Annotated in this window: 10 protein-coding genes; 9 read left to right on the forward strand and 1 reads right to left on the reverse strand. The window is 57.5% G+C overall.

The features are described 5' to 3' along the window. The first annotated feature begins 58 nt into the window (after positions 1-58). The 9 genes from atpG to GSF27_RS10530 all read left to right on the forward strand — a co-directional run bounded on the left by atpG (position 59) and on the right by GSF27_RS10530 (position 12,609). On the forward strand, positions 59-919 hold the full coding sequence (gene atpG, locus GSF27_RS10490; protein WP_160968667.1) for a F0F1 ATP synthase subunit gamma: 861 nt from the start codon (positions 59-61) through the stop codon (positions 917-919). A 63-nt stretch (positions 920-982) separates the two neighbouring features. Then, positions 983-2,359: a F0F1 ATP synthase subunit beta gene (gene atpD / locus GSF27_RS10495; protein WP_160968669.1), complete on the forward strand. Its 1,377-nt coding sequence runs from the start codon at positions 983-985 to the stop codon at positions 2,357-2,359. Positions 2,360-2,422: 63 nt separating this feature from the next. Beyond that, the gene (locus GSF27_RS10500) at positions 2,423-2,848 is read left to right on the forward strand and encodes a F0F1 ATP synthase subunit epsilon (protein ID WP_160968671.1); all 426 of its coding nucleotides are present in this window, start codon (positions 2,423-2,425) and stop codon (positions 2,846-2,848) included. A gap of 166 nt (positions 2,849-3,014) precedes the next feature. Further along, a complete protein-coding gene (gene glmU / locus GSF27_RS10505) occupies positions 3,015-4,376 on the forward strand; it encodes a bifunctional UDP-N-acetylglucosamine diphosphorylase/glucosamine-1-phosphate N-acetyltransferase GlmU (RefSeq protein WP_160968673.1) in 1,362 nt (453 codons plus the stop codon). Positions 4,377-4,435: 59 nt separating this feature from the next. Further along, on the forward strand, positions 4,436-6,256 hold the full coding sequence (gene glmS / locus GSF27_RS10510) for a glutamine--fructose-6-phosphate transaminase (isomerizing) (protein ID WP_160968675.1): 1,821 nt from the start codon (positions 4,436-4,438) through the stop codon (positions 6,254-6,256). 140 nt (positions 6,257-6,396) lie between these two features. Continuing rightward, on the forward strand, positions 6,397-7,284 hold the full coding sequence (locus GSF27_RS10515; protein ID WP_160968677.1) for a hypothetical protein: 888 nt from the start codon (positions 6,397-6,399) through the stop codon (positions 7,282-7,284). After that, positions 7,281-8,480, forward strand: a complete 1,200-nt coding sequence (locus GSF27_RS10520; protein WP_160968679.1) for a hypothetical protein — start codon at positions 7,281-7,283, stop codon at positions 8,478-8,480. The genes GSF27_RS10515 and GSF27_RS10520 overlap by 4 nt, the downstream gene beginning before the upstream one ends. Positions 8,481-8,594: 114 nt before the next feature. Continuing rightward, a complete protein-coding gene (locus tag GSF27_RS10525; protein WP_160968681.1) occupies positions 8,595-11,144 on the forward strand; it encodes a TonB-dependent receptor in 2,550 nt (849 codons plus the stop codon). 277 nt (positions 11,145-11,421) lie between these two features. Beyond that, positions 11,422-12,609: a tyrosine-protein phosphatase gene (locus GSF27_RS10530; protein ID WP_160968683.1), complete on the forward strand. Its 1,188-nt coding sequence runs from the start codon at positions 11,422-11,424 to the stop codon at positions 12,607-12,609. 126 nt (positions 12,610-12,735) lie between these two features. Here the strand turns inward: GSF27_RS10530 and hexR are convergent, their stop codons facing one another. After that, positions 12,736-13,599 (reverse strand): transcriptional regulator HexR, encoded by an 864-nt coding sequence (hexR, locus tag GSF27_RS10535; protein WP_370462590.1) that lies wholly within the window; start codon positions 13,597-13,599, stop codon positions 12,736-12,738. Between the last annotated feature and the right edge of the window lie 176 nt (positions 13,600-13,775).

Here is a 13,775-nt window from a genome sequence, read left to right on the forward strand (position 1 = left end):
GTAAGCCCCGGCGCTTTATCAACACTGACACGAACTTGAATTTATTCGGGGACCGGTTATGGCAAGCGGAAAAGAAATTCGTACTCAGATAACGAGTATTAAAAGTACGCAGAAAATCACCAGCGCCATGGAAATGGTGGCTGCGAGTAAGATGCGTAAAGCCCAGGACCGCATGGAGCTTGGCAAGCCATACGCCCAGCGTATCCGCGCTGTAGTCGGCCATATTGCCAATGCCAACCCAGAGTACAAACACATGTACCTGGCAGAGCGCGAAGTTAAGCGCGTCGGCTTTGTGCTGGTGTCCACCGATCGTGGTTTGTGTGGTGGTTTGAACATCAACCTGTTCAAGCGTGCCCTCAAGTCCATGAAAGAGTGGAATGACCAGCAGGTACAGATCGACATGTGTCTGATCGGTGCCAAAGCTGCGGCGTTCTTCAACAGTTACGGCGGCAACGTCGTTGCTGCTGTGCGCGATCTTGGTGAAGACCCAAGCGTTGCTGATCTGATCGGCAGCGTAAAAGTCATGCTCGACAGCTATGCTGAAGGCAAGATTGACAGGCTGTACCTGGTGGGCAACGAATTCGTTAACACGATGACGCAAAGCCCATTTGTGCAACAACTGTTGCCTTTGAAAGCTGAAGAAAATGAGAAGCTGCAACACAGCTGGGATTACTTGTACGAGCCAGATGCGGAAGCACTGCTGGAAGGTTTGTTAACTCGTTACATTGAGTCGCAAGTGTATCAAGCTGTCGTGGAAAACGGGGCCTGTGAAATGGCTGCCCGTATGTTGGCAATGAAAAACGCCACCGATAATGCCGGTGAGATTATCGACGACCTGGAGCTGGCTTATAACAAAGCCCGTCAGGCTGCGATTACTCAGGAACTGTCAGAAATCGTTAGTGGTGCTGCCGCTGTATAACGCAGTTTGTTCCGAGCGTGAAAAGAATTTTTATTCGAAACTTTTGTAATTGAGGATCCGGAAATGAGTAGCGGACGTATCGTACAAATTATTGGTGCCGTTATCGATGTGGAATTCCCTCGTGACTCCGTACCTAAGGTATACGATGCCTTGACTGTGACTGAGAAGGGCCTGACCCTTGAAGTTCAGCAGCAGTTGGGCGATGGCGTGGTACGCGCAATTGCGATGGGCTCATCTGAAGGTGTGAGCCGCGGCCTGGCCGTAGAAAACACCAACGCACCTATCTCTGTGCCTGTGGGTGCTGCCACCCTGGGCCGTATCATGGACGTATTGGGTAACCCAATCGACGAAGCAGGCCCAATCGGTGAGCAGGATCGCGCAGCGATTCACCGTGAAGCCCCTGCCTATGACGAGCTGGCAGCTTCTGAAGAACTGCTGGAAACCGGCATCAAGGTTATTGACCTGGTTTGCCCGTTCGCCAAAGGTGGTAAGGTTGGTCTGTTCGGTGGTGCCGGTGTAGGTAAAACCGTAAACATGATGGAACTGATCAACAACATCGCCAAAGCGCACAGCGGTCTGTCTGTGTTCGCCGGTGTTGGTGAGCGTACCCGTGAAGGTAACGACTTCTACTACGAGATGGAAGAATCCAAGGTACTGGATAAAGTTGCCATGGTGTACGGCCAGATGAACGAGCCACCCGGTAACCGTCTGCGTGTAGCGCTGACCGGTCTGACCATGGCCGAGAAGTTCCGTGACGAAGGTAAAGACGTACTGTTGTTCGTGGACAACATCTACCGTTACACCCTTGCCGGTACCGAAGTATCTGCACTGCTGGGTCGTATGCCTTCTGCGGTAGGTTACCAGCCAACCCTGGCTGAAGAGATGGGTGTACTGCAGGAGCGTATTACCTCCACCAAGACCGGTTCCATTACCTCGGTCCAGGCGGTTTACGTACCAGCGGATGACTTGACTGACCCATCCCCTGCGACCACCTTTGCTCACCTTGACTCCACTGTAGTACTGAGCCGTGACATCGCCGCCAAGGGTATTTACCCTGCGATCGATCCACTGGACTCCTCTTCCCGTCAGCTGGACCCGCTGATCATCGGTGAAGAGCACTACGGCATTGCCCGTGGTGTGCAGTCTGTTCTGCAGCGCTACAAAGAGCTGAAAGACATCATCGCCATTCTGGGTATGGACGAACTGTCTGAAGAAGACAAGCAGACCGTAGCCCGCGCCCGTAAGATTGAGCGCTTCCTGTCCCAGCCTTTCCACGTAGCAGAGGTATTTACCGGTTCTCCTGGTAAGTACGTTCCTCTGAAAGATACGCTGGCTGGCTTCAAGGGCATTCTCAACGGCGATTACGACAATCTGCCTGAGCAGGCCTTCTACATGGTTGGCGGAATCGACGAAGCTGTCGAGAAAGCCAAGAAGGTTTAATCGATACAGTTAGAGATGGTTGCGGCGGCGTAAGCTGCCGCAACAGCTAACGAGGCGAAAGATATGGCTATGACTGTCCACTGTGACATCGTAAGCGCTGAAGAAGAGATCTTTTCCGGACTGGTTGAAATGATCATCGCGGCCGGCACCGAGGGTGACGTGGGTATTGCCTACGGCCACGCCCCGCTGCTGACAGGTCTCAAGCCTGGCCCCATCCGTGTGATCAAGCAAGGTGGTGAGGAACAGGTTTACTACGTATCCGGCGGCTACGTTGAGGTTCAGCCTCATGTAGTGACTGTACTGGCGGATACGGCTCTTCGCGCAGGCGATCTTGATGAAGCCGCTGCCCTGGAAGCCAAGCGTGAGGCTGAGCAGGCCCTGCACAACCAAAGTGCAGAGCTGGACTACAGTCGCGCTGCAGCCCAGCTGGCAGAAGCGGCAGCTCAACTGCGTACTATCCAGGCACTGCGCAAGATGCGTGGGGGTTAAACCCTGCCAGCAGCTGTATAGTTCAGCGGTTTTCGGAAAAGGGTGGCGTCAGCCGCCCTTTTTTGTTTCCATTTCCCTACTGCAAGTGCGTACCCGGTACGGCTTTTGTTGTAGCAAGGATGTATAACAACAACAGGGATTTCCCGTCTTTATACGGTATTGGTTGATGTTGAATATTGTGATTCTCGCTGCGGGTAAAGGTACCCGCATGAAATCTGCGCTGCCCAAGGTTCTGCACCCTGTGGCTGGCAAGCCCATGCTTGGGCATGTTCTTGATTGTGCCCGTTCGTTGGGTGAAAGCCGCATCCAGATTGTGGTCGGACATGGCAGCGATGCTGTTATCGAGCGTTTTCAGGCCGACGACGTCACTTTTGTCCTGCAGGAGCAACAGCTGGGTACCGGCCATGCTGTGCAGCAAGCCCTGCCCCACCTGGATGATGACACCACCGTGCTGGTGCTCTACGGGGACGTTCCCCTCTTGCGAGCGGACACCCTGCGCCAGCTCACCAGCCAGTGCAGCGCCAGTACCCTCGCCCTGTTGACCGTTAACCTGAGTGACCCGACAGGCTACGGCCGTATTGTGCGCAATGGCGCCGGCGACGTAGAGTCTATTGTTGAACAGAAAGATGCCAATAGTGACCAACTGCAGATTTGCGAGGGCAATACCGGCGTGTTGGCCGTCAGCAGTCGTCACCTGCAGCGCTGGTTACCACAGCTCAGCAGTGATAATGCCCAGGGGGAGTTTTACCTCACTGACATCATCGCCATGGCAAGGGCGGATGGGTTGGCCATCGTTACTGCACAGCCGCAAGCCGAAGAAGAGGTACTGGGTGTGAACGATCGCCGCCAACAAGCACAACTGGAGCGTCACTATCAGCAGCAACAGGCGTTGCAGCTGATGAGCGAGGGCGTCACCCTGATGGATCCTTCACGCTTTGACTGTCGCGGCGAGCTGCAGGTGGGCTCTGATGTGGTCATCGACATCAACTGTATCTTCGAAGGCAAGGTAAGCCTCGGTGATGGTGTTATTGTGGGTCCTAACTGCACCATCACCAACAGCAGCGTGGCTGCCGGAACCATTATCAAGGCCAACTCGGTGATTGAAGATGCGGTCATCGGAGAGCAGTGCGATGTGGGTCCCTTTGCCCGCGTGCGCCCGGGTACCCAAATGGCCAGGGGCGCGAAACTGGGCAATTTTGTCGAGACCAAAAAGGCGATCATTGGCGAAGGCTCCAAGGTCAACCATCTCACCTACATTGGCGACAGCGAAATTGGCAAGAACGTCAATGTGGGCGCTGGTACCATCACCTGCAATTACGACGGTGTGAATAAATTCAAAACCACCATCGGCGATGGTGCCTTTATCGGGTCTAACAGCAGCCTGGTGGCACCGGTTACCATTGGTGAAAATGCGACGGTGGGTGCAGGTTCGACCATCAGTGGTAATGTCGGCGATGGCCAACTGGCGGTGGCGCGCGGCAAACAGCGCAATATTGAAGGTTGGAAAAGACCAACCAAAAAATCCTGATCGTGATCCCCTGGACCGGGGACACTGTCCAACACCCGGTGTTTGCAAGGTACTAGTTTATGTGTGGCATTGTGGGCGCAGTTGCGCAACGTAACGTTTCCAGAATTCTGATCGAGGGCCTCAAGCGGCTGGAGTATCGCGGTTATGATTCCGCTGGCCTGGCGGTGATCAGCGATGGCCAGTTGGGTGTGCGTAAAGCCGTCGGCAAAGTGGTTGGCCTGGAGGAGAAGTGTGTCGAACAGCCTCCGGCGGGCCACGTTGGCATCGCCCATACCCGCTGGGCGACCCACGGCAAACCGTCCGAGATCAATGCCCACCCGCACACATCGGATCACATTGCCGTTGTCCACAATGGCATTATTGAGAATCACGAAGAGCTGCGTAAGCAGCTGCAGGCGCAGGGTTACAGGTTTGTCTCCGAGACAGATACGGAAGTGGTAGCCCACCTGCTCCACAGTCTGTTCGAGGAGAGCGGTGACCTGTTGGCTGCGCTGCGTCTCGCCGTCACCCGTTTTGAGGGAGCCTACGCCCTGGGTGTGATCTCCACCCGTCAGCCTGATCGCCTGGTGTGTGCCAGATCCGGCAGCCCGTTGGTAGTGGGTGTGGGTATTGAAGAGAATTTTATTGCTTCGGACCAACTGGCCCTGCGTCAGGTTACCGATAGTTTTATCTATCTGGACGAAGGTGATTTTGCTGAAATCAGTGTGAATGGTGTGCGTATCTGCAACGCAACCGGCGACAGTGTGGAGCGGGAAGTCACCCGTATCACCGAAGCCGAAGAGGTGGCAGACAAGGGCCATTATCGTCACTACATGCTGAAGGAAATCTTCGAGCAGCCCAAAGTACTCACCAATACGTTGCAGGGCCGTCTCGGCAAAAACTCGGTACTGGAAGAGGCATTTGGCACCGAAGCCAAAGCTATTTTCGATCAGGTGGAAGCGGTGCAGATCCTCGCCTGTGGTACCAGTTACCACGCCGGCATGGTGGCCAAGTACTGGTTTGAGGACTGGGCCGGTATTCCCTGTGCAGTGGAAGTAGCCAGCGAATTCCGTTATCGCAAAACGGTGGTGCGCCCCAACACCCTGTTTGTCTCTGTCTCCCAGTCAGGCGAAACGGCGGACACCCTCGCTGCCCTGCGTGGCAGTGAAGGCTATCTGGCAAGCCTCACCATCTGTAACGTGGCCAACAGCTCCCTGGTGCGGGAATCGGATCTGTGCCTGATGACCCTGGCGGGGCCTGAAATTGGGGTCGCCTCCACCAAAGCGTTTACCACCCAGCTGGTGGCGCTGCAGATGCTGGTGATTGCGCTGGGTCGTCGCGCCGGACTCAGTACTGAAAAAGAGGCGGAACTGGTGCAGGCGCTGCACAAGGTGCCGGCGATCTGTGAGCAGGTGTTGCAACTGGATGCGCAGGTGCAGGCCATCAGTGAACAGTTTTCGGAAAAACACCACGCCCTCTTCCTCGGCCGCGGTGTCGAGTACCCGGTGGCAATGGAAGGTGCCCTGAAACTAAAAGAGATCTCCTACATCCACGCCGAAGCCTACCCCGCCGGTGAACTCAAGCACGGACCATTGGCTTTGGTGGACAGTGACATGCCAGTGGTAGCAGTAGCACCCAACGATGACCTGCTGGAAAAGCTCAAGTCCAACCTGCAGGAGGTGCAGGCCCGCGGTGGCAAACTGTTTGTGTTTGCCGATGAGAACTCCGGCTTTGTCTCCGATGAAAATTGTGTGTTGCTGAAATTGCCCCACGTACCACTGAGCATTGCACCTATTATCTACACCCTGCCCTTGCAGCTGCTCTCCTATCATGTGGCGGTACTCAAGGGCACGGATGTGGATCAGCCCCGCAACCTGGCCAAGTCCGTTACCGTCGAATAACCGCAGACCTGGCCCCAAAAACCGCAGCAATTCGCTGCGGTTTTTTTATGCTCCCGCGGAATCCTGCCAGCCTCCTGTAATCACCCTGTCACGATAGTTTGCTAAAAATCGCCGTTTGTCTCAGTTGGGGTCGCGGTACTATGCAGAAGAGTGGTGTAGTCACTTCTGCGCTGTTGTGGGGATGCAGTTCAGTCAATGTCCGGCGGGCTGTTCTGGCGCTGTTGTTGTTGCTGGCAGTAGTCGCGTTTACCCGTCTCGTACAACAGGACCTGCCCCAGCTTTACCCCGGTCAATATCGCTTCGTGCAATGTACCACCGGCAGTGAGTCTGCTGATCTTCCCCGGCTGCGCGTGCTCTCAGTGGTTGATAACGGCGCGCAGGCTTTCGCCCGCCGGCTGTGCGATTCCCCCGTTATGAGCCAGTATTATTCTGCCGTTGAGGTGCACTGGCGACCGCGCAGTGAACTGTCGGCACGGGATATTGTGGAAGAGCGTTACGACCTGTTCTGGAGTCGCGACCGTCGGGTGCAGAGTCTGGTGCCCAATTTTGATCAGTACTACCAGACTGTAGCGCGCCTGCCGGATTATTCCGTTGCCTGGTTCAGCCTGCAGCAGACGCCGGCGCTGACTCCGGAGTACTTCTATACTCACTCCGTCGGGTTGCTGGAGGATATGCAGAGCAACTCCCACTTTCTTATGCCGCTGATGCACCTCAAGGAGTTGGGTGTTGACCTGACCCGTACCCGCCTTCGGTATTTTCCCAATTACCATGCCCTGCAACAGGCCTTCTGGTCCGGTGAGGTAGACCTGATCAGCGACAGCGACTGGCTGCAGGAGATGGCCGGCGAGCGTCCCCTCTTCCGTACCCTCATCGACAACCACGCCTCCATGGGGCGCTGGTACGCCCGGCGCCATCGCCCGCGGGAAGTGGACTGTGTACTGGTGCAAGGGCTGCGGCAGCTGGTGGACAGCCTGCAGGATGCGGAACTGCAGGTTACCTTCGACAATGTGCCGGAGCGTTGCCGATGAAGAGTTCGGTCCATTTTCCCCGTAGGCGGGTCTGGCAACCGCTGTTGTGGTTTGTAATGCTGCTTGCCCTGGGGTTTGTCAGCCAGCACTTTGGTAACCGCCAGCAGATTGCACACTCGCTGGCCCGTTGGCTGCCTGACGAGGCCGCTCACGCGCTCAAAGGTGTTTATGGTCACGGCGATCCGATGCTGCAATTTGTGCAGCGTACCAATCGTGATCTTCTCTACCAGCTGCGCGATGACCATTGTGAGGTACAGCTGCAACAACTCTACGGTGGTGAACCCGGCAGCTGGTGGCCGTTTCGTACCCTGATACCCTGGCGTGAAGATGGAGCAACACACCAGGCATTGTTTTCCGTGCGCTGCGAAACCCGATGGGCGAGTTTACTGATTTGGTCAATGCTGTTTACGGCGTTGATTACTGGCATGGGGAGGTTGTTACCGGCCCCGCTCTCTGTCAGTCGCGTTAACTGGTTGCGACGCTTGTTGCAGGATGGGGATCACTGGCAGCAGGCCTGGTCCAACAGCCGTTGGGTGTTGCAGTGGCCTCCTGCGCAGCAGCAGATGTTGTCCCGGTTATCGGAGGTTTGGCAGCTGCCCTTACGATCCACGCTGCCGGCACTGCGGGAGGCAGGGTTTGAGCACTTCGATGATTGCCGTTTGCAGTGGCTGCAGGTTGGCCTGCAGCACTCCCGGGGGGATCTGTACCAGGCCTTGCAGATTGCCCGGGCTGAAGACGGGTTGCTGTTCAACGCTGACCACGGTGCCCTCAACCTGCACGGGGTCAGCATCACACTCTCTTCGACTCCCTATTGCTACTACCTCTGGTACGCCAGCCTGCGGCAGCGGGATCCGTGTGGTGGTTGGTACGTCAACCCATCCATACAGCGACCGGACACCACCATGGCGGCATCGGTAAGCGAGCTGATGGAGCAGTGCGGCGGTCATCGCAAGGCCATTAACGAACTGCACCAGCATGGCTTGCGCGCCAAAACCCTCGACCAGAACCGCAACAAGATCAAGGATGAACTGGTGGCAGTTCTGGGTGAGGATCTGGCTGCCGATTACCTGTTTGAAAGTGAGAGAGACCCCCATACCGGTCGTAGCCGTTACCGCCTGGCGACGCCAACAGTGCGGATTGTGGGCCTTTCCCTGAGCCAAACAGAAAAAATAAACCAAGAGGAATCAGTTACTTAAGGTTTCAGAGATATCTCTTTTCGACATGGGATCTCTCTTTCACAGAACTGCCATATTGGCGCCTGATATTGCACAACCACTTCATCACACCGATTTGTATCTGAGGTTTTGATTATGGTTGTGTTTCCCAAGCGACAGCTGGCTTTGGCCGTAGCACTGTCCGTTCAGGCTGCCGCCGGCAGCGCCCAACAGGCCACCACAGTGGCTGCGACTGCCGCCGCTGCTCCCATGGAAGAGATTGTGGTCGCCGCCCTGCCCATCCGCGACAGCCAGCAGGCCGCTATCATGGCCAAGCGCGATGCCGACAACTATGTGGATGTGGTGTCGGCGGATACCATCGGCCGTTTCCCGGACCAGAACCTGGCAGACTCGCTGGCGCGGGTACCGGGTCTGGCGGTGGAGCGGGACCAGGGCCAGGCCCGCTATGTGAACTTCCGTGGTGCCCCCTTCCGCTACACCTCCCTGTCTATTAACGGTATTCAGCTGCCCGGTGCCGAGAACGGCCGCGTGCCCCGCTTCGACAGCTTTCCGGCGGTAATTACCGGCCGTATTGAGGCCAACAAGGCCATCACCGCTGCCATGCCCGGAGAATCCATCGCCGGTTACATCAACATCGACACCTTCAGCCCGTTTGCCAAAGAAGGCTTTGGCATGGCGCTGGATATCGGTACCGGCAAACAGGACCTGGGTGACGGCGATATCGACACCGGCAGCCTGCGCCTCTCCTGGTCCAACGATAACTGGGGAGTCATGGTCTACGGCTCCAAAGACAGCCGCGAGCAGGTCACCGACAACCGCGAGTATGACCTGACCATGGATGCGGCCACCGGGCTGCGCAACGTCAATGAAATCCAGTTCCGCAACTATCTGGTGGAGCGTGAAAACAAGGCCTATGGTGGCCAGCTGGAGTATCGCTTTGACGACGGTATCAGCCGCGTCTTCGTCTCCAACCTCTACAGCGAGTTTGTCGATCACGAACAGCGCAACCAGTTTGTGTTTGGCTTGCAGGATGGTGCCGGGGCGATGGGCAGCAATGTCACACCGGGTGACAGCGGTTATGAGCCGCTGGTGCTGGTGCAGCGCTGGCTGCAGGACGGTGAGTACAGCAACTCCACCGACACCACCACGCTGGGGGCGGATTTCCAGCTGGGCGAGTGGCTGCTGGAAACGCGGCTGAACTACACCGAAACCGACAACAAGCTCGACCTGCCCATTATTCTCAGTGCCGGCGGTACCGTGGCGGCGGACTACGATGTCAGCGACCTGCAAGACCCTTCCATGACCCTCTACCAGCGTTTTACCACCACACCGCTGGACCTGTCCGATGTCAGCTATTCCACTCACCTGGGAATGCCTCTGAGTTCCCTGCTGGAGGTGGAGTCTACGCAGTGGCAACTGGATGGTTCCCGCGAATGGCGCGGCTTTGGCCTCGACCACCGCCTGCAGGTGGGTGTGCGCCTGGATCAGCGCGAATCGGAAGGCTATGCCCTGTCCACCAGCCGCAGTCCGTTACCCGCAGGTATCGATATCGACAGCTTCAATACCAACAAGCCCTGGGACAGTGATTTCGATAACGGTGTTGGCGGTACTTACTATGACAACGCCGGCCTGCTGGACGCCTGGATTGAGGCCGCCGGTGGTTCCATCGCGGCCCCGGTCGCCGATGACCTGATTGTCCAGATTGAGGAGGACATCACCGCGTTCTATGCCATGAACACCTCGCAGTTCAGCTGGGGTAGCCTGGTGTACGGGGTGCGGGTGGAGAACACGGATTACACCTCCAGTGGACCGGATGCCAACTACTCCGACAGCTTCACCAATGTACTGCCCAGCGTGCACTGGAACTACGACCTGACCGAAGACCAGAAACTGCGGGTATCGTTGACCAGCGGTATCAGTCGCCCCACCTACAACGAATGGCGTGCGTCGGCTTCGGTCAATGCCCTGTCCGAGACCATCAGTGGGGGCAACCCGGCGCTGGAAGCGGAAGAAGCCTGGGGTATGGACGTTTCCTGGGAGTGGTACCTGGGGGATGGCAGCCTGCTGGCGGTGGGCGGCTTCTACCGCGATATCGATAACGTGATTTACAACGCCGTCTCTACCATTGATGCCGGTATCTACTCGCCGGCCAACACCGGCGAGACCTGGGACTTTATCGGCACGGTTAACGGTGACGATGGTTACCTGCAGGGGCTGGAACTGAACCTGATCGCCCAGTTCACGGATGTTTTTGGCATCGACTACGACAACCCGCTGAGTGGTTTTGGTTTCAGCGCCAATGCCAGTGTGCTGGACAGTGAATTCACCACCCTGGAAGGCGAAGAGTTCAGCCTGCCCGGCACTTCCGACCTGGTGTACAACGCCTCTTTCTATTACGAAAACGAGTCCTTCTCGGCACGCCTGAACTACCAGTACCGGGATGACTGGCTCACCGCCACCGAGTCCGCCGGCATGGCGCAGTACTGGGCGCCGCAGAAACGCCTGGATCTGTCGCTGCGCTATACCTTGCCGGTAGAGCTGCCGGGTGCGGAGGTGTCGCTCTACTTCAACGCCAATAACCTCACCGATGCCGTTGATGAGCGTTACACCGGCAGTGAGGATACTCCCGATCAGGTAGAACGATATGGCCGTCGCTACCAGGCGGGTGTGCGGGTGAACTTCTGATAACGTCCGCAGACGAATAAAAGCAGTAACCACGACCCGGAGAAGCGGTCTGGTGCGGGCCCCGATCCGCCGGGAGTGGGGCGACACTGGACGGCGGCTGCCTGTACCGGCTACACGCGGGTGCCTATAATTTGCCGCACCAGTGTTTAACATGACTTTACCCGGGGTCACCACTCCGGCCCGGGTTTACATGTTAGAGTCAGCCCCCTGACACCAATGGCAGGTAATAGCCCGGGTCACTCTATAACAAACAATATTCATGACAGAGTTGATAGCGATGAAACTGACAACTTTCAAAACCCCGCTGGCAGTGGCTGCCACCCTGGCGCTGCTGCAGGGCTGCAGCCCCCAGGAGGCGCCCCAGGCGGAAGCCCCCTCCAACAACATCAATAACCTGGCGGTCAGCTACGACGCGGAACAGCACAGCTATAGCCTGAGCTGGCAGGCGGATGACCCGCAACAGCAGGTTTCCGTGCTGGTCTCCGAGAACCCGGAGTACACCGACGGCAAGGTGGTTGCCGGTGATGTAAAAGGCACCAGCTTCCAGTGGCAGGCCGGTGAAGGCGTCAACCGCTACTACTTCAAAGTGCTGCCTGGCAACGGCCACGCCGCCGAGGCCAGCAGCCGCTGGTTGCCGCTGGAGGGGGGCAAGAACTTCCGCGACCTGGGTGGCTACGTCAACGCCGACGGCCAGCAGGTACGGTGGGGCAAGCTGTTCCGCACCGGCGCCCTTACCGGTCTGACCGACGCTGATTATAAAGAGCTGCAGGAAGCCGGGATCGCCACGGTGGTGGATTTCCGCACCGCGCCTGAGCGCAGTAACGAGCCTACCCACTGGCAGGGCGACGGTACCGATATCCTCAGTTGGGAGTATGACCTGGGCATGGACAGCTTCGGCCGTATCCTGATGGACCCGGAAGCCACCCCGGAGAAAGTGGAAGCGGCCATGGCGGCCATGTACCCGCAAATCCTGGAAAACCTGGATGAGCAGTACACCACCATGTTTGACCGTCTGGCGGCCAGCGATCAGGCCATGATTTTCCACTGCACCGCAGGCAAGGACCGCACCGGTATCGCCGCGGCGCTGATCCTCACCACTCTGGGTGTGGACCGCGACACCATCGAGCAGGACTTTATGCTCAGTGAGGTCTACTACACCACCATGACCGATGCCCGCAAGGCGCTGGGTGGCGTGGAGTCGCAGGGTGACCATGGTGATGCCGGGGGCGATGCCCATGGTGATGAAGGCAAGCCGCAGCAGGATCCCCGCATGGCCATGATGGCGAAACTGCCGAAAGAGCTGCTGGCGCCGCTGACCGGTGTGCGCATGTCCTACATCGACACCACACTCGACTATATGGAGCAGCAGTCCGGTTCCGCTCTGGCCTATATCCAGCAGAACCTGGATGTGACCGATGAGGAGCTGCAGCAGATTCGCGCTCACTTCCTCGAGCCCCGGCCCTGAGGTTTAATAAGCCTCTGAGACCGAAAGCCGGTCCGACAGCAAAAAGGCAGCCGTTTGGCTGCCTTTTTGCGTTATTGGGGGTGACCCGCGGTCTTGGCTGTATATAATTACAGTATTAATTGGCACTCAGCGCTTGTCTTCCGGCTGCACCCGCAGGGAACGCAAGCCCTGCTTGAGCTTGAACAGGTGATCCTGCAGCTGCGAGCCCTTGCGCTGGGCCACACCAATGGCCAGCACATCGATCACCACCAAGTGGGCGATGCGGGAGGAGAGCGGGGTGTAGATCTCGATATCCTCTTCCACGTCTACCACGATGGGGATGGTGGCGTTCTGGATTACCGGTGTTGCGCTGGGGGCAATGGCAATGACGATACCGCCGGCCTGCTTCACCATCTCCATGGAGTGCAGCAGCGCCTTGGTGCGGCCACTCTGGGATATCGCCACAATCACATCGCCAGGCTGCATGGACATGGCGGACATGTTCTGGATATGGGGATCGGAGTGCGCCGCGGTAGCCAGTTGCAGGCGGAAAAACTTGTGCTGGGCGTCCGCGGCAACCGCACCGGAGGCACCGAAGCCGTAGAACTCCACCCGGTTGGCGGCACAGATGGAGGTGACCGCGGCATCGAGGATAGAGGCGTCCAGCGAGTCCCGCACCTGCAGCAAGGTGTCGATGGTGGAGTCAAACACCTTGTGGGTAAAGTCGGCGATGGAGTCCTGGTCAGTAACGGCAATCTGGCCAAAGCTGGGGCTGGAGGCCAGCTGCTGCGCCAGGTTGAGCTTGAAGTCCTGGAAGCCGTCACAGCCAATGGCACGGCAGAAGCGCACCACCGTAGGCTCGCTTACCTCGGCCTCGCGGGCGAGATCGACGATACGCATGTGGATAATATTGGTGGGGTTACGCAGTACGTATTCGGCTACCTTGCGCTCGGATTTGCGCATGGTTTCCAAAGCACCACTAATACGGGTGGTCAGCTCAGCGGGCTTCACGGGTCGGGCTTCCTGAACAGATCTTGGGGGCGGGCACGCCCTGCAGAGGGCAGCGCCTCGGGCCATCATATAAAAAACCTTGTAGTAAACGCACCCGTTTTTTGTAATTTTGCTACAAAAGCCGGCGAGTCCCGGCTTGCAGCACACTATTCACCACAATAGCCGCGCATTAATTT

This window comes from Pseudomaricurvus sp. HS19 (assembly GCF_009857815.1).
Lineage (GTDB): Bacteria > Pseudomonadota > Gammaproteobacteria > Pseudomonadales > Cellvibrionaceae > Pseudomaricurvus.